The sequence below is a fragment of the Pseudonocardia ailaonensis genome (assembly GCF_039531635.1).
GTDB classification, from domain to species: domain Bacteria; phylum Actinomycetota; class Actinomycetes; order Mycobacteriales; family Pseudonocardiaceae; genus Pseudonocardia; species Pseudonocardia ailaonensis.
In genome coordinates, this window is record NZ_BAAAQK010000001.1 from 392,219 (window position 1) to 408,242 (window position 16,024).

18 protein-coding genes and 2 pseudogenes are annotated in these 16,024 nt (G+C 71.7%); 9 read left to right on the forward strand and 11 right to left on the reverse strand.

All coding sequences use genetic code 11. From position 1 onward, the window contains the following. Nucleotides 1-117 precede the first annotated feature (117 nt). Together ku and ABD324_RS01780 are read right to left on the reverse strand one after the other, a co-directional pair. The gene (gene ku, locus ABD324_RS01775; RefSeq protein ID WP_344411722.1) at nt 118-771 is read right to left on the reverse strand and encodes a non-homologous end joining protein Ku; all 654 of its coding nucleotides are present in this window, start codon (nt 769-771) and stop codon (nt 118-120) included. Between the two features lie 133 nt (nt 772-904). Then, nucleotides 905-1,312 carry an ATP-binding protein gene (locus ABD324_RS01780; RefSeq protein WP_344411723.1) on the reverse strand — a complete coding sequence of 136 codons (408 nt, stop codon included), beginning with the start codon at nt 1,310-1,312 and terminating at the stop codon, nt 905-907. A gap of 211 nt (nt 1,313-1,523) precedes the next feature. On the opposite strand from ABD324_RS01780, the gene ABD324_RS01785 reads away from it, so the two are divergent. From ABD324_RS01785 to ABD324_RS01805, 5 genes and pseudogenes are all read left to right on the forward strand, one after another. After that, nucleotides 1,524-2,801, forward strand: coding sequence for a PP2C family protein-serine/threonine phosphatase (locus ABD324_RS01785; RefSeq protein WP_344411724.1), 1,278 nt, complete (start codon nt 1,524-1,526; stop codon nt 2,799-2,801). A gap of 74 nt (nt 2,802-2,875) precedes the next feature. Then, nucleotides 2,876-3,055 carry a hypothetical protein gene (locus ABD324_RS01790; RefSeq protein ID WP_344411725.1) on the forward strand — a complete coding sequence of 60 codons (180 nt, stop codon included), beginning with the start codon at nt 2,876-2,878 and terminating at the stop codon, nt 3,053-3,055. Between the two features lie 8 nt (nt 3,056-3,063). Further along, complete coding sequence (locus ABD324_RS01795; RefSeq protein ID WP_344411726.1) at nt 3,064-3,489, forward strand: phage holin family protein; 426 nt, start codon at nt 3,064-3,066, stop codon at nt 3,487-3,489. Further along, the gene (locus ABD324_RS01800) at nt 3,486-3,821 is read left to right on the forward strand and encodes a DUF3618 domain-containing protein (RefSeq protein WP_344411728.1); all 336 of its coding nucleotides are present in this window, start codon (nt 3,486-3,488) and stop codon (nt 3,819-3,821) included. Before ABD324_RS01795 ends, ABD324_RS01800 begins: the two co-directional genes overlap by 4 nt. Before the next feature lie 24 nt (nt 3,822-3,845). Beyond that, nucleotides 3,846-4,003: pseudogene (locus tag ABD324_RS01805) on the forward strand (aldehyde dehydrogenase); the annotation flags it as partial. A gap of 55 nt (nt 4,004-4,058) precedes the next feature. Here the strand turns inward: ABD324_RS01805 and ABD324_RS01810 are convergent. Continuing rightward, nucleotides 4,059-4,301, reverse strand: a complete 243-nt coding sequence (locus tag ABD324_RS01810) for a DUF4235 domain-containing protein (protein ID WP_344411730.1) — start codon at nt 4,299-4,301, stop codon at nt 4,059-4,061. A 291-nt stretch (nt 4,302-4,592) separates the two neighbouring features. Next, nucleotides 4,593-4,811, reverse strand: coding sequence for a hypothetical protein (locus ABD324_RS01815; RefSeq protein ID WP_344411731.1), 219 nt, complete (start codon nt 4,809-4,811; stop codon nt 4,593-4,595). A gap of 95 nt (nt 4,812-4,906) precedes the next feature. Here ABD324_RS01815 and ABD324_RS01820 point away from each other — a divergent pair, with 95 nt between their 5' ends. After that, nucleotides 4,907-5,344: a helix-turn-helix domain-containing protein gene (locus ABD324_RS01820; RefSeq protein WP_344411732.1), complete on the forward strand. Its 438-nt coding sequence runs from the start codon at nt 4,907-4,909 to the stop codon at nt 5,342-5,344. 91 nt (nt 5,345-5,435) lie between these two features. Continuing rightward, nucleotides 5,436-6,173 (forward strand): ANTAR domain-containing response regulator, encoded by a 738-nt coding sequence (locus ABD324_RS01825; RefSeq protein ID WP_344411733.1) that lies wholly within the window; start codon nt 5,436-5,438, stop codon nt 6,171-6,173. 599 nt (nt 6,174-6,772) lie between these two features. Here the strand turns inward: ABD324_RS01825 and ABD324_RS01830 are convergent. The 5 genes and pseudogenes from ABD324_RS01830 to ABD324_RS01850 form a co-directional block, all read right to left on the reverse strand. Further along, nucleotides 6,773-7,829: pseudogene (locus ABD324_RS01830) on the reverse strand (IS3 family transposase); the annotation flags it as partial. A gap of 93 nt (nt 7,830-7,922) precedes the next feature. Further along, nucleotides 7,923-8,738 (reverse strand): TauD/TfdA family dioxygenase, encoded by an 816-nt coding sequence (locus ABD324_RS01835; protein WP_344411734.1) that lies wholly within the window; start codon nt 8,736-8,738, stop codon nt 7,923-7,925. A gap of 14 nt (nt 8,739-8,752) precedes the next feature. Continuing rightward, nucleotides 8,753-9,526, reverse strand: a complete 774-nt coding sequence (locus tag ABD324_RS01840; RefSeq protein ID WP_344411735.1) for an ABC transporter permease — start codon at nt 9,524-9,526, stop codon at nt 8,753-8,755. Further along, entirely contained in the window at nt 9,523-10,467 is a 945-nt protein-coding gene (locus tag ABD324_RS01845) for an ABC transporter permease (protein ID WP_344411736.1), read from the reverse strand. Before ABD324_RS01845 ends, ABD324_RS01840 begins: the two co-directional genes overlap by 4 nt. Nucleotides 10,468-10,470: 3 nt before the next feature. Beyond that, complete coding sequence (locus ABD324_RS01850; RefSeq protein ID WP_344411737.1) at nt 10,471-12,009, reverse strand: ABC transporter substrate-binding protein; 1,539 nt, start codon at nt 12,007-12,009, stop codon at nt 10,471-10,473. 48 nt (nt 12,010-12,057) lie between these two features. Between ABD324_RS01850 and ABD324_RS01855 the strand changes: the two genes are divergently transcribed. After that, nucleotides 12,058-13,299 carry an MDR family MFS transporter gene (locus ABD324_RS01855; RefSeq protein WP_344411738.1) on the forward strand — a complete coding sequence of 414 codons (1,242 nt, stop codon included), beginning with the start codon at nt 12,058-12,060 and terminating at the stop codon, nt 13,297-13,299. 442 nt (nt 13,300-13,741) lie between these two features. On the opposite strand, the gene ABD324_RS01860 is transcribed toward ABD324_RS01855, so the two are convergent. Further along, nucleotides 13,742-14,461, reverse strand: coding sequence for a DinB family protein (locus tag ABD324_RS01860; RefSeq protein WP_344411739.1), 720 nt, complete (start codon nt 14,459-14,461; stop codon nt 13,742-13,744). Nucleotides 14,462-14,882: 421 nt separating this feature from the next. Here ABD324_RS01860 and ABD324_RS01865 point away from each other — a divergent pair, with 421 nt between their 5' ends. Continuing rightward, nucleotides 14,883-15,752: a sugar phosphate isomerase/epimerase family protein gene (locus ABD324_RS01865; RefSeq protein WP_344411740.1), complete on the forward strand. Its 870-nt coding sequence runs from the start codon at nt 14,883-14,885 to the stop codon at nt 15,750-15,752. Here ABD324_RS01865 and ABD324_RS01870 read toward each other — a convergent pair. Further along, a complete protein-coding gene (locus ABD324_RS01870) occupies nt 15,713-16,006 on the reverse strand; it encodes a phosphopantetheine-binding protein (protein WP_344411741.1) in 294 nt (97 codons plus the stop codon). The genes ABD324_RS01865 and ABD324_RS01870 overlap by 40 nt on opposite strands. Between the last annotated feature and the right edge of the window lie 18 nt (nt 16,007-16,024).

The window sequence follows — 16,024 nt, forward strand, 5'->3', positions numbered from 1 at the left end:
TCGATGCTGCGCTGCAGCGCCTCCAGCAGAGCGGACATCTCCGTCGGCTCCGGCGGCTCGGACCCGGTGACGATCTCGTTGCCCGCCCGCTTGTCCTCGATCAGCTTCGTGACCCGGTCACGGTAGGTGTCGCTGTACTGCTCGGGCTTCCATGCGGTGGTCATCGAGTCGATCAGCTGCCGTGCCATCCGCAGCTCCTTCTGGCCCCCCGTGGTCTGCCGCGACGGCACGTTGTCCAGCTCGGCCGCGGGATCCCGGATCTCGTCGGCGAAATGCAGCGTGTGCCAGTGCCAGGACCGCTCGGTCCGCCCTGATCGCCGCCAGGTACTCCTTGCCCCGCATCACGAAGGTGCCCACCCCGGCCTTTCCGCCCTCCGACATCGCCTGCCGCAGCAGCGCGTACGGCTTGGCGTGCTGCTCCGCCGTGGGCGCCAGCCAGTACGTGCGCTGGAAGTAGACCGGGTCGATGTCGGCCAGCTCGACGAAGTCGCTGATCTCCAAGGCCTGCGAGCGGCCGGGCGCGATAGCGTCCAGGTCGTCGGGCTCGACCACGACGTACTCGCCGTCCCCGACCTCCGCGCCCTTCACGATGTCGGCGAACTCGACTTCCTCTCCGGTCCGCTCGTTGACGCGCTGGACGCGGACCCGGTCCGACGTCCCCCGCTGGAACTGGTGGAAGTGCACCGTGTGGTCCTCGGTGGCGCTGAACAGCCCCACGGGGATGGAGACCAGACCGAACGAGATCGTCCCCGACCAGATCGCACGCGCCATATCTGCAGGTACCCGCCGGGCGGGATCCGAATCCGGCACCGTGCCGGCGGGTGTCCCCTCGCCCGGCGGCTTCGGGTCGTCGGTGGTCCCGGCCGGTCGGCCGCACCGCGACGTGGCCCTGGCCTCGCGCGGGTCACAGGGTCGCCCAGACCGTCTTCCCCTCCGCCCGGCGCACGACTCCCCAGTCCGCCATCGCCGTCACGATCTGTAGCCCACGCCCCCGGAATCCGCCGAGCCGTGACCGCCCGATCGTCAGTGCAGCCGCCGGCTCGCCGTCGTCCACCTCGACGTGCAGACCGTCCCCCTCGACGACGTCGATACGCACGGTACCGGCGCCCCCGCCGTGCTCGACGGCGTTGGTGGCCAGCTCGGTGCAGACGAGCTCGGCGTTCATCACCAGGTCCTCGCCGGTCACGTTGGCCCGCAACCACCGACGGATGGCTGGGCAGACACGTGGCGTCCACGAAGGACAAGACGTAGGAGCGCCGTCCCTCGCATGATCGGCCCACGGTGCAGCCCCCGTTCGCCCGCCGGGTCCCATGCCGCGCCACTGATGAGTCGAGCTCGGCGTCGCACCCGTGGCTACCCGTCCCACCGTGGTTCACCCGTCGCCGCACCCGGCCGCGCTCATCCCGGGAGCGCTCACAGGCACGCCAGTGCGCGGCAAGGCACACTGTCCAGGTCCGAGGGGCCATCAGCGGGCAGGTGCGACGCGCGGGCGTGCGCCCGAGGCCAGGGAGGCAGGCGGCTCGATGTCCGTTCGACGGTTCGGTGTCGCCTCCGCCGACCGGGTCGCCGCCGTCCGGGCCACCCGCCTCCTCGAGGTGGGACCGGAGGAGGCCTTCAACCGGCTCACCCGGCTCGGGTCGGCGCTTCTGGGCACGCCGATGGTCGCGATGACCGTCGTCGACGACGTCCGCTCCTTCCTCAAAGGGGCACCGGATCCGGCGCTGCTCTGCGGCCCGGACGGCGTGTACGAGTCGCCGGTGAAGGACGCGGCCTGCCACCTGGTGATCGACAGCGGCAAGCTCGTGAGCATCCCTGACACGGCCGCCGACGCCCGCACCCGTGACCTCCCGCAGATCCACGACTTCTCCGCCGCGTCCTGGATCGGCGTGCCGGTCTGCGATCCCGACGGCCTCGTCGTGGGGAACTTCTGCGCCATGGACACCGTCGTCCGCCGGTGGACCGACACCGAGGCCGACGCCTTGCGGGACCTGGCGTCGGCCGCCGCGGGCGAGATCGCGCTGCGCCTGGCCCTCGATGCCGCCGACCGCCACGCCGCCGAGGTCACCGAGCTCGCCGAGGTCCTCGAGCAGAGCCTCGTCCCCACCGCACCACCGGACGTCCCGGGCGTCGAGTTCGGAGCCCGGTTCCACGCCGGCGGCACCGGCGTCGAGGTCATGGGGGACTTCTACGACGTCGTCCCCACCCCGACCGGCTTCGGCGTGGTGATCGGCGACGTCTGCGGCCGCGGCGCGCTCGCCGTCCGCGCCACGGCGATGGCCCGCACGGCAGTACGGACCGCCGCGCACAGCGAGTCCGACCCGGTACGCGTGCTCACCACGGTCAACGAGGTTCTCCTCGGCTGGTTCGCCGGGCGAGTCAGCTTCGTGACCTGCGCCTACGCCACCTTCACCCCGCCGGAAGTCAGGTCGAGGTGGCGGGTGAGGGTGGCCAGCGCCGTACACCCGCCGGGCTTCGTCCGCCGCGCACCCGGAAACGTCGAGCAGCTCGCCGCCGGCGGCCTGGTTCTCGGTCTGCTCGCGGAGGCACCGATCGCGGCACAGGACCTCGAGCTCGCGCCCGGGGACAGCCTCGTGCTGCACACCGACGGAATCTCCGAAGCCCACCGAGTGGGTGACACCGACCAGCTCGACGAGGTGGGCGTCATCCTCGCACTGGAGACCGCCCCCATCGGCGCGAGCGCCGACGATCTGTCCGCCCGCCTCGCCGAAGCCGCCTACGAGCAGGCCGGACGCATGTCGTCCGACGACGCCGGGATCGTCGTCGTCACAATCGACTCCTGAACCGGATCTGCGGTCGCGAAAGACCACGGGCGTTCGCCAGGGGTGGGCGGCGAGACTCCGGGTACGCCACCCCCATGACCGAACCGAACCACGACCCGAACCTCGACGACGTCCTCGACCCGGCCGAGCAGGCCCACCCGGACCACCAGGAACACGCCAAGACCCCGCACCCCGTCGACGACGACGAGCTGGAGCGCCGGGCCGAGCACGAACGCCGCGCTCTGCACGCCGACGGCCCCGTCCGCGACCGGTAGGAGCGACGATGCCGACCACCGACGAGACCCACACGACCCCGGCCACGCCCGAGGCTCCCTCGACCGCCCAGCTGGTCCGCCAACTCACCGAGCAGGTCCGAACCCTGGTCACCGACGAGGTCGAGCTGGCCAAGGTCGAGATGGCCGCCAAGGGCAAGGCCCTCGGTGTCGGCGCCGGTCTCGCCGGTGCCGGCACCGTGGTCGCTCTCGGCGGCGGGCTCACCCTGATCGCGGCCGCGATCGCGGCCCTGGCCCTGCTGCCTCCGGTCTGGGCCGCGGCGCTGATCACCGGCGGAGTGCTGCTGATCGCGGGCGGCGGGCTCGCGCTCGCGGGGAAGAAGCAGATCACCGACGGCGTACCGCCGGTCCCCCACGAGGCGATCAACAGCACGAAGCACGATATGGACACCGTCCGGACGGAGCTTCGACGATGAGCACCGATCCGGACGAGCTGCGCGCCAGGATCGCCGAGGAACGTGTGGCCCTCGGCGAGACAGCCGCCGCTCTGGCCGCGCGCACCGACGTCATCGGGCGGGCGAAGGACGGCGCTCATGACGCAGCCGAATCGTTGCGCGACAATGCCTCCCAAACGGTGACGCAGGCCCGGGAACAGAGTTCCCGCGCCGTCGAGCGGGCCAGGACCTGGAGCGCCGACATCATCGCAAGGGCGCGCTCCGGGGAGGGCCGCAAGCCGCTGTTCGTCGTGGGCGCGATGCTCGGCGCCCTGGTCGCCGCCGCGGCCCTGCGGGCCGTTCGCGGCCGGTGACACCCGGGAGACGACACCACGGCCTACAACGCCCGCCTGCGTGATCTCATCACCGAGGGCCGGGCCAACCCGGCTTCCTGGTCTCCCACGAGCTTCCGCTGGAGGAGGCACCGCAGGGCTACGAGCACTTCGACAACCGTGAGGACGGCTGGACGAAGGTCGTCCTGCATCCCTCCACCTGATCCGGTAGGCAACCTCCCCGGTTCGTGCGGAACGAGTCGGGGAGGGGAGCGGTTCTCAGCGGCGAGGCAACGGAGCGTCGACAGCGCGATGGAAGGCCTTCATCCCGAAGCGGTCGACCGCCGTCTTGATCAGACCGAACACCGCGCCCTGCAGGGCAGCGGCGAGCAGCACCTCGCGAGTGCTGTAGTTGCGGGACAGGGCCTGCGGGGTGTCCGGCTCTCCCGAGATCTTCTTCCACACCAGCGCGAACACCTGACCGGCCACGAGCCCGCCGAGAGCGCCGGACAACAGCCCCACGGGCTTGTAGACCAGCTTCAGTGCTCCTGGCAGGTCGTCGCCGAGCTAGGCGGGCTTAGCGTCGTCGGTCGTGTCGCTGCGACTCATGATTCCCAGTTACCCGCCTCGCAGCCGCTCACACGGCGGGATGGATACGGCGCGGACGGCGCTCGGCGCCGGTCTCCCCAGGGGCCTCGTCCCGTCCTCCGACCCTGCCGACGAACGGCTCAGTCGCTCGAACATACTCGCCGGCACCCGGCGAACAGCAGGGAATCCGGATCCCGACGGCCTATCGGCAGGCATGAGCGGCCGTCAGACGGTTGCGGCGCCGAGCAAGACCCCCTTGATCTGCACCGTGTCGAGCAGGTGCGCCAGCCGCTTCTCCTGTTCCTGTGTCCGGTGCCAGGCGGCGGCCTGACGGTGCTGCTCCTCCACCAGACCGTCGACGCGGTCGATCTGCTCCTGCCACTCCCGCGGCGGGCCGGGAAGATCCGCGAGCGCGCTCCCCACGTGCAGCACGGATCTCGACACTTGCGGGAATCTCCACTCGCCGCTATAAGTTTCGCCGTCAAGCCCGGCAGCCGTCGGCCCCGGCGGATGCCCTGCGGACCCGGAGACGACGAACCGTGACGACTCGACCCACCGCCCTGGACACCACCTGCGATCCGGGTGTCTCGATGGGCCGGGCCGCGAAGCTCCTCGACGTCCGACCCGCCTTCCTCCGCAGCCTCGACACCGCCGGCGTGCTGAGCCCCCACCGCACCGAGGGTGGTCACCGCCGCTACTCGGCTCTCCAGCTCGCCCGCGCCTCGCGGCTGCGCGAGCTCCTCGACGTCGGGCACTCCCTGCTCTCCGCCACCACGATCCAGGGCCTCGAGGACGACCTGGGCCGCAGCCACGCCGAGCGCCACGATGCCGTCGACGCCCGCGACGAGGCCCGCGCCGAACTCCGGCGACGCGACGACGAGCTCGACGACACACGAGCCAAGCTCCACCACGCCCACCAACGCATCTCGCAGCTCAACCACCGCCTGGCCGAACACGGCGACCGCACCCCGGGCTGACGCCCTGGCCAGGCGCACCACCGCAAGTCCGACGACCGCAACCCCACCGGAAGCGACCGCAACCCCACCGGAAGAAGGAGATCGAGCGCGAATGTCCAGCGACGAAGGTGCGCGGGCCGGCACCGGCGGATGGGCGAGCGAGTTCTCCGAACTGGCCACCTCGCTGAGGTCCGCCGGAACCATCGATACCGCGCTCGGGCGGATTGTGGAGGCCGGAGCAGCCCTCATCCCCAAGGCAGACCTGGTCAGTCTGACCCTGCGCCGTGACGACGGCCGGTACGTCACCGCCGCCGCGAACGAACAGCTCGCCGCCCGACTCGACCAGCTGCAGTACGAGCTCGACGAAGGGCCCTGCGTCCTGGCCAGCCGGCGCGACGGGGTCGGGCTGTTCGCCTCCTCCGATCTCGACGGCGATCCGCTACTTCGCCGGTGGGGGCCCAAAGCGGCGCGGGCAGGAGTGCACTGCGCACTCGCGGTCGGGCTCTTCGCCCACGAGGACCCGCCCCGCACCGGTGCTCTGAACTTCTTCGCCTTCACCCGGGGTGCCCTCGACGACGCCGACCGGGACGCGGCCGTCGTGCTCGCGGCCTATGCCGCCGCCGTCCTCGACTCCCTCACCGCGGCGGGCGCGGCCCGCGAGGAGAACCGCCACCTGCGCGAGGCACTCCACAACCGGGACGTCATCGGCCAGGCCAAAGGGGTGCTGATGGAACGCGAAGGTATCAACGAGGACGCGGCGTTCGAGCTCCTGCGGTCGGTGTCGCAGCAGACCAACGTGAAGCTCGCCGAGCTCGCACGCACCGTGGCCGAACGCCGTACCGAGCTCTGACCACCATCAGCCGGCACGATCGTCACGAGGAGGTGACGCCCGTTGTCCGTCCACTTCACCCCGCGCTGACCTACCGGTTCCCACCGAGCTGGCCGCCGTCCTGGGCCCCTTCATCGCCTGGCTAGCCACCCCGAGCCGGACGAGATGCTCCGCCGCCGCCACCCCCCAGGTCGTCGAGGGCTACTTCCGCTGTGCCAAGGGCGACCGCGACGGCATCTCCGATCGCCGGCTCGCTTCGAGTGCCGCTACGACGGTCCCGCCCAGGCCCAGGTCCGCACCGCCCTGGACCTGTTCGCCGAACACGTCGCCATCCTGGCCGCGACCCGCCTCGATCGCTGACACACCTCTCGGCGGCACCGCTTCGGCCCGTCCGGGTCCACACACCACCGCGGCCGGATCGCCGGCACCTCGAGTCCTCCCCGTCGAGGACGACGACACGCAGGGTGGAGTACTGAGCGACTTCGGCTGTCGCGTGGCCGAGTCGGCGGTTCACCGCCGACGACGCGGTCGCCGCCCATCACCACGGCGGAGTTGCCATCTCCCCGCCGCGCCCCTCAACGTCGCTACTCGAGCCCAATTGAGGCTACTCGCCGACCGGTCAGGCGCAGCTCGGCCCGAGTGGCCCACCGTCGACCGTTGAGCACGTTCTTCTGCAGCAGGCTGAAGAACGACTCCATCGCGGCGTTGTCCGCGCAGGTCCCGACCCGCTTTATCGAGCCCCGGAGCTGAGCATCGCGGAGAACCCGCTGGTAGGCATGGGATCAGAACTGGCTGCCCCGGTCGGAAGGCACGATCGCCGTCGCGTCCGGGGCGCGCAGGGTGACGGCATTGCGCAGCGCGTCCACCGCGAGCTGCGAGGTCATAGGGGCGTCGGTGGAGTAGCCCACGATCCACTTCGAACACGCGTCCTCCACCGCGCAGAGGTAGAGCTTGCCCTCGCGGGTCGGGTGCTCGGTGATCGGTCAACCAGAACAGGTCCAGCCGCTGCGCGGTGAACCCGCGGCCCACGAGGTCGGGGTGCACGGGCGGGCCGGGCTTGCGGTGACGGCCTCGTCGACGGGCGTGGACCGACCAGAGCTTCTGCATCGGGCAGAGTCCGTTCACGCGGTTGCACGACGCCTTCCAGCCGGTATTGGCGACTTCGTCGGTGATGAAGCGGTAGCCGAACCCGGGGTCGTCGTGGTGGACGTCGACGGTGGCGTTGACCAAGTGGGCGTCGTCGTAGTCGCGGTCGGAGACGGGTTTGGCGCGCCATTTGTAGAAGGCCTGCTTCGAGAAACCCAGCACCCGGCAGGTCACCGCGACGGGAATCTTGCCGGCGGCGAGGTCGAGGACCAGCGGGTACATCATCGTGGGAGCACGTCGCGGGCGAAGTAGGCAGTGGCGCGGCGCAGGATCTCGTTCTCCTGATCGAGCTGCTTCGCCCGCATCCGCAGCTCGCGGTTGTCGACCTCGAGATCGCTCTCGCCGGGTCTGGCCCGCTGTGTCAGGTGCGTCGGCGCTGATCCCGTCCTCGCGGTCGGCGATCCTCAACCAGCGTGACAGGCAGGACTCCGAGATCCCGAAGTTCCGGGCTACCGAGGCGACGGACTGGTCGCCCTGACGGGCCACAGCGATCACGTCGCGGCGGAACTCCTTCGCGAACGGCTTGGGCACAATGACGATCCTTCCAGCGAGGAGCACCTCCTCACAGGCCTGGAGCCAACCGAACCCTGGGCAGTCCCCTACGATGGCTACCATGGGTGATCGTCAGAATGCGTCCGCGCTGCGCACCGTGAGCACGTGCAGGGTGCGGTCGCCCGAGTAGGCGTCTCGGCCGTGCAGGAACCTGTAGTTGTCCAGCACGAACAGGTCCTGCGGGTCGAGCCGGAAGCGGGGTGCGACATCCATCGCGGTGGCGAGGACGTCGGCGTAGCTCTCCAGCAACGTGAGGTGTTCCACGGCCCGCGGCTCTCGCGGCACCGGGGCGGCGTAGTCACTGGCGCGCACCGCCCGCCGCCCGGTGCGGGTGTGCTCGACGAGGCGGCGCACCAGTGGTGTCGGCGGGACACCGCGCGGGACCTGCTCCCACGCGCCGAAGAAGTCGACGTCGACCCCGACGAGGAAGTCGTGCACCTCGCGCAGCTCGGGTTCCGGGGCCGTGCGCAGGGCGTCGACCAGCGCGTACCCATCGACGAGGACAGAGTCACCGCCCTCGTCGGCCGCCCGGCCGCACAGCATGAGCAGCCAGTCCTCGTCAGGGTCGCGCAGTCGTACGCTGCGCCCGTGGACGTCGACGACCACGGTGGCGCCGTCGTTGTGCAGGCCGAGTACCGGTGCGTCCAGGCCACCCTGGGGCCGGATCCCGAACAGCTCACGCAGTCGCCCTCCCAGGGCGGTCGCTGCGGCGTCGACCAGGCGCTCGGGGTCCGTGGCGTAGCCGGTGACGATCGCGGCGCCAGCCCGGTCGAGCCCGGCCCGCAGGTCAGTGACGTGCGGGGGCACGACTCCCGCCGAGCCGAGCGTGTCCTTCCACTCCGGACGGACCTCGCCGCACCGGCGGCCGTCGGATCCATTGCGTGCCATGGGATCTCCTCTTCCTATCGGGACCAGCGGCGGTCGAGATGCCGGCCGAGAAGGGTGACGAACAACGACACCGCGACGACGGCGACCGCGGGCACGATCACCAGCCGCGGCGCGACGAACACGAACTGGCGGCCCTCGGCGAGCATCGCGCCCCACTCCGGGGTGGGCGGCTGGGCGCCGAGCCCCAGGAACGACAGGCCGGCCAGCGACAGCAGCACGTTCGCGAAGCGCAGGCAGGCGTGCGCGGTGAGCGGGCGGATCGCATTGGGCAGGATGTGGCGCATCGTGATCCGCGACGCCCCGGCGCCGAGCGCGAGAGCGCCCTCGACGTACTCGCGGCCGCGTTCGCGCACCGTCAGCTGGTACGCGAGCCGGGCGAGCGGCGTCCAGCCGGTGACGAGGACGGCGATCAGGAGGGTGTCCAGGCCCGGCTGGCGGACCGCCGCCACGATGAGCCCGATGATGACGGTCGGGATCGCGACGAGCAGGTCCAGGATCCGTTGCAGCGCTTGGCCCGCCGCCCCGCCGAGGTAGCCGGCGAACAACCCGGCCAGGGTGCCGACGACCGCGCAGGCGAGCACGGCGACGGCGGTGAACCACACCGATAACCGGGTCCCTGTCACCAGCCGGACCAGCACGTCCCGACCCAGGTGGTCCGTCCCCAGCCAGTGCGCGGGCGAGGGCCCGGCGAACCGGTCCCCGAGATGCGTGGTGACAGCGTCGACCGGCAGCACGGCCGCCACCAGCAGCAACCCGATCACCACACCCGCCACCACGCGGAGCTTCACGCCTCCACCCCCGCCCGCGCGACCGGGTCCAGCGACAGCGCCAGCAGCTCCGCCGCGATGCTCGCCAGCGCGGCCACCGCGACGACGGCCAGCAGCCCGGCCTGCAGCATCGGCAGGTCCTGGGAGATCACCGCGTCGTAGAGCAGCCGACCCAGCCCGGGGACCGCGAACACCACCTCCACGATCACCGAGCCACCCAGCAGCCCCGCGAAGAACATGCCGGACAGGGAGACCACCGACGTCAGCGCCAGCCGGGCGCCGTGCCGCCAGAGGACCCGCGACTCCGGCAGCCCCTTCGACCGGGCGACGGCGACGTGCGGGCGGCCGAGGGCGTCGATCGTCTCGGCGCGGGTGAGCTGCGCGGCGAGCGCCGCCGGGAAGGACGCGAGCGTCACGACCGGCAGGACGAGCTGGGCGACGCTCCCCCAGCCCGTCGCGGGCAGGAGGGGCACCGCGATCGCGAAGGCCAGGACCAGCAGGGGCGCGAGGATGAACTCCGGGACCGCGACGCCCAGCACGGACAGCCCGGTGACGGCCCGGTCGAGAGGTCCGCCGGGGCGTCGCGCGGCCCACACCCCGGCCGGGATTCCCACCGCGGCGGCGAGCACCAGCGCGAGGGCCGTGAGCAGCGTCGACACCGCGATCGCCGCGGCGAGCTGGGCAGCGACGGGCGTCCGGGTCGAGTACGAGGTTCCCAGGTCCCCGGTGAGCACCCCGCCGATCCAGTGCAGGTACTGCACGGGCAGCGGGCGGTCCAGGCCCAGCTCGGCCGCCACCCGCGCGGCCACCACCGGATCCGGTTCGATGCCGTCCGTCCGCGCCCGCACGATCTCGCGGGTCGTGTCGACCCCGGCCATCCGCGGCAACAGGAACACCAGGACGGACGCGAGCAGCAGCAGGGGCGGCAGCGCGAGCAGCCGCCGGACGAGGGTGCTCGGCACCGGTCAGGACGAGGTGCGGGTGAGCCCGGTCGTCACCAGGCGCTTGCCGAGCGGGTCGACCGTGTAGCCCGACACCCCGCGGGCCACCCCGTTCTCCTGGGAGTGGATCAACGGGACGCCCGCGACGTCGTCGACCAGCTTCCGGGCGGCCTGACGGAAGATCGCCTGCCGAGCCAGGGGATCGGTCGAGGTCGAGAGCGGGCCGATCAGCGCGTCGAACTCGGCCGAGCAGTAGTGGTTCACGTTGTAGGAGCCCGCGCAGGAGTAGTCGCTGCTCAGCGTCGCGCCCGCGTCCGGGACATCGGTGAGGTAGCTGCGCGAGAGCACGAACATGTCGAAGTCCCCGGCAAGGATCTGCGCCTCCTGCGGGGCGTACTCCGCAACCCGGATCTGCGCGTCGATGCCGACCTCGCGGAGCATCCCCTGCACCGCCGTGGCCAGCGTCGGTAGCTCCGCGCGGTTGGGATAGGTGGCCAGCCGCACCCGCAGCGGGTTCTGCGGCCCGTACCCGGCCTGCTCCAGCAGCGCCCGCGCGCCCGCCGGATCCGCCGGCGCCGGCGCGTCCGTACTGCCGAACGGGACCGCCCCGCCGAACAGCTCCGACGCCGGCGTCGCCGACCCGGCGAGGGCCTGCTCGGCCAGGGCCGTGCGATCGATCGCCTTCGCCACCGCCTGCCGGGCCCGCAGGTCGTCGAAGGGTTTGGCGGACAGGTTTAACAGAAGCGACGCCGTCCGCGGCGCCGGCACGGTCTGGTTGTCGTAGCCGTTGGGCCCGGTGAACTCCAGCAGCGAGGACTCCGGGAGTCCCTGGGCGATGTCGACGTCACCGGCCCGCAGCGCGAGCGCCCGGGCGGTCGGGTCCGTCACGTACTGCACCGCGACCCGCGCGAGCTGCGCCCGCCCACCCCAGTACGAGTCGTTGCGCTCGAGCCGAGCGGTGCGGTTGCCCTCCGCCTCGACCAGACGCATCGGACCGGTCCCGGTCCCCCGCACGGACGGCGGAGTTCCCGGCTCGTACGCCGACGGCGCGAGGATCGCGGTGTTCACACTGCTCAGCCGCAGCGGCAGGATCGGGTCGGGCTTCGCGGTGGAGACCCGCACCGCACCGGTCCCGTCCGCAGCCGCGGTCAGCCCGATCCCCTTGACCGCCCGTGGTGGCGCCGCCACCCCTGCCACCCAGCCCAGCGCGGTCGCGACGGCCTCGGGGGTCAGCGGGGTGCCGTCCTGGAACGTGACGCCGGGGCGCAGCGTGAACCGCCACGTGCGGTCGTCGACCGGGGTCCAGTCGGTGGCCAGGCCGGGCCGCACCCGGCCGTCGGAACCGGCGGCGACGAGCGTCTCGGTGACGCCGAGCTGGTAGAGCCCGTAGGCGTCGTCGGTGTCCATGGCGTAGCCCGAGCGCGGGACGAACTGCGCGGCGAGGCGCAGCTCGCCGTCGGCGACGGGGATGCCCGTCGCGGCGCCACCGGATCCGCACGAGGCGACCAGGGTGACGAGCGCCAGGGCAGCGGCGGTTCGGGCGAAGCGGACACGTCGGGACACCGGCCGACCATGTCACGAGTAGATGGCAAATGCTAGTAATAGGCAACTATGGCCGATCACACCTCCCGCTCCGGCTTCGGGCGGTTCCGGGTCCTACGGGACTTCGGCCGCCTGCCCCCGGTCCTGCAGCTGCTCGTCGGTACCCAACTGTGCTTCAACGTGGGCTTCTACATGGTCCTGCCCTACCTCGCGACCCATCTCGCACAGGACCTCGCCCTCGCCGGCGGGCTCGTCGGACTAGTGCTCGGCCTGCGGACGTTCAGCCAACAGGGGCTGTTCGTGATCGGCGGAACACTGTCCGACCGGCTGGGAGCCAAACCCGTCATCCTGGCGGGTTGCGCGCTGCGGGTCGGGGGCTTCGTCCTCCTCGGCGTCGCGGGCGACCTCGCCGGGGTGATCGCCGGCGCCCTGCTCACCGGGTTCGCCGCGGCCCTGTTCTCCCCCGCCGTGGAGTCCTCGATCGCCCGCGAGACCGCCGAGCACGCCGAGGTGCCGCGCGCGGAGGCGTTCGCGATGTTCGCCGTCTCCGGCCAGGTCGGCTCCGTGATCGGACCCCTCGCCGGGGCCGGCCTGCTCCTCGTCGACTTCCGGCTGGCCTGCCTCGTCGCGGCCGGCGCGTTCGTCCTCATCGGACTCGCCCACCTCGCATGGCTGCCCCGCCGTCCCGCCGCGCACGCGGACGAGCCCATGCTCGCGGGCTGGGCCGAGGTCCTGGCGAACCGGCGCTTCCTCGCCTTCGCCGCCGGCTACTCGGGCTACCTGCTCTGCTACAACCAGCTCTACCTCGCCCTGCCCGCCGAACTCGACCGCACGACCGGGAACCAGGGGGCACTCGGCCTCTTGTTCGTCCTCGCCTCGGTCATGGTGATCGGCGGACAGCTGCCCGTGACTCGCTGGGCCCGCCGCCGCGGCACGGGCGGGATCGTCCTCGGCTTCGTCCTGATGGCATGCGCCTTCGGCGTCGTGGCCTTCACGGTCGTCGTGCCGTTCGGACCCGCCCTGTGGCCCGCCGTCGCGTTCGTCGTCCTCCTGACGGCCGGACAGATGGTCGCCGTCCCGCTGGCCCAGGACCTCGTCCCACGCCTGGCCGGCGAGCGGCGGCTCGGCGCCTACTTCGGCCTGCTCTCCTCCGCAGGCGGGCTCACCGTCCTGATCGGCAGCACCGCCGCGGGCAGCTTGCTCGACCCGGCGGTCGCCCCACCCGTCGTCGCCTGGCTGGTACTCGGGGCGGTGCCACTAGGGAGCGCGCTGGTCATCGGGCGGCTGGCGAGGCGCGGCACCCTGAGCTGACGGCACCGGGCCGCCGGGACGCTGCCCGTCGCACCACGCGGCCCAGAGACCGGCGTACACGCCGCCCGCGGCGTTCAGCTCCGCCGTCCCGGCCTCGACGATGCCTCAGCGAGGCGAGAGCGGACTGGAGGGTGTCCACGACGAACATCAGCTGGTTGACCGGCCCGAGCAAGCGCAGGACGGCCAGCATCGCGGTGGTGGATCCACCGACGGTGGACGCGCCGCCGTCGACGAGGACGAGACCGACGACGAGCTCCACCAGGCGCCTTCTGGCTGGTGAACGGGATCATGGAGATCATCGCCGGCTCCACCCGGGGGAAGGCGACCACCGCCGGCGCAGCCCCCGCGCCGGCGCCGGCCGCGGAGCCCACAGCGGCATCCGCTCCGTGACCCCGGACGCCTGCCCGCACTCCACCAGGCAAGTAGCCTCGGTCGATACCGGTCAGTGGGGTATTTCCGCGAGTGCGTCGAGGTCACGCACGCAGAACCTGTGGTGCTCCCGCTCTTCGTTCAGGACCACCCGCAGGCACTCGACCACGGTCTTGCCGGCGGCGTAGGGCGGCCAGCCCGGACCCGCCGGAACGGGGGCGATCGCGGACAATTCGTCGACGGTCGCGGTCTCCAGCCAACCTTCGAGTTCGGCCGACTGTCGGGCTCGCACCTGGACGACCTCGTCAAGACTCGGGCGAGCCGCCCGGTCGAGCCCCTGTTCTTCCTGGTCGGGCACGAAGTCGGATGCCAACCCGAGCCCGATGAACGGCTCGGTCGACCCCAGGCAGCAGCGACGAAACCATGAGTCGTGTACGAACACCAGGTGGCGCAGGGTCTGCACCGCGGACCACTCGCCCGCGACGCACTGATGCGCGGCGTCCTCGGGCATCGCACGCAGACGTTCGACCGTGCTCGCCCAGTCTCGCGTCAGCTGTCGATGGGCCTGACGCAGATCGGACGGGTCGCCGGAGCGCGTCAGCACGCGAACCGGATACCGGCGGTCGAGCTCGGCCTCCACGTAGGAGCCCACCTCGACCCCGTTGACGACCAGGTTGCTGACCAGCCCGTCGATCACGACGTCGGCCATCACCACGCCGACCAGACGCGCGCCCGACAGGTCGCACTCGCGAAACTCGGCGGCGCTGAGGTCCTCATCGGCGAACCTCACCATGCAGGGCTCCCTTGCGCTCGTCTCAGCGAGGAGTCTCGGCCACCAGAGCCGGCCTGACAACCTGTGACCGAGCTGCCTGCAGCATGAGGCGACGAACGCACGCCACGGAGGCCCCTCCAGTACACGACCAGCGGGCGCAGCGGCGCGCCCCAAGGGGCATTCGCTGAGTCCACGCCCGGCTCGACGAGCGTCGCACTCGCTACACGGCTGGACATGACTCGCCACTACGAACAGCTCCGTCCCGCTGCGGCGGGAAGCAGGCGCACGCGCTCCAGCGCCGCTGATCCGCGGTGCCGGGCACGGGCCAGCCGATCGGCGTCGAGTCCAGCGACACCACTGATGTCGGACGAATCGCTCTTGCAGCCCCGAAAAGGAGATATAGGATAGACTAACCTAACTTGCACTGGAGATGAGTACCGGCATGGCAGTTCTCAAGACGTGCATGGCCACGGTGTCCCTGGGCGGAAGCCTCGATCAGAAGCTGGACGCCATCGCCGCCGCGGGATTCGACGGCATCGAGTTGCTCGACGACGACCTGGACAGATCGGGGATCAGCCCGGCGGAGTGCGCGAAGCGGTGCGCGGACCTCGGTCTGACCATCGACCTCTATCAGCCGTTCCGGCGCGCCGAGGGTGTGGCCGCGGACGAGTTCGGGGCCGTGCTGTCGCGGTTCCGGCACCACCTCGGCGTGATGGAGGCGCTCGGAGCGGGCTCGATCCTCGTCGTCTCCAACACCGACGGCGACGCCGATCCCAGCCGCGACCTCTCGGTCACCCAGCTCGCCACCCTGGCGGACACCGCGGCCGAGCACGGGATGACCGTTGCGTTCGAGGCCCTGGTGTGGGGCACCCACATCAGCCGGGTCGCCGACGCGTGGGACGCGGTCCGCAGCGCGGCGCACCCGGGCCTGTACCTGGTCGTCGACACCTTCCACCTGCTCGCCGGCGGTGAGGACGCCACCGACCTGGAGCGGCTGCCGGACGGCGCCGTGGGGTTCCTCCAGCTCGCGGACGCCCCCTGGCTCGACCTGGACCTGATCTCGTGGAGCCGCGGGCACCGGTGCTTCCCGGACGAGGGCGAGATGGACCTGCTGACCCCGGTCTCCTCGGTCCTGGCCGCCGGCTACGCGGGCCCGCTGTCGTTGGAGATCTTCAACCCCGGCTATCGGGAGCGCCCGCCGCACGAGATCGCGCGCCAGGGCGCCGAGGCCCTGGAGCGCTTCGCCGAGCGGCTCCAGGGCGAGGCGGCTGCTCACCCGGTGGGCGCGCCGGTGCCGTCGGTCGAGCCCTGAAGCTCGGCCAGCACAGCGATCCAGCGCGTGAGGCGCTGGTCCTCGGCCAGTGCCGGGTAGTCGAGGTCCTCGACCCCGGCGCTACGCCACCGCTCCACCAGCTCCATGACCCGCACGGAGTCCATGCCCTGGTCGCGGAGGTCGGCCTCACCGTCGAGGTCGGCCACCTCCGCGAACAGGACGTCGGCGACATCCGCCTTCGCCTGCTCGGCACTCACGCGCTGCGACACCGGTTCGCTCACGAGCTCGTTCATGGGTGTGTCGGTTCTCCT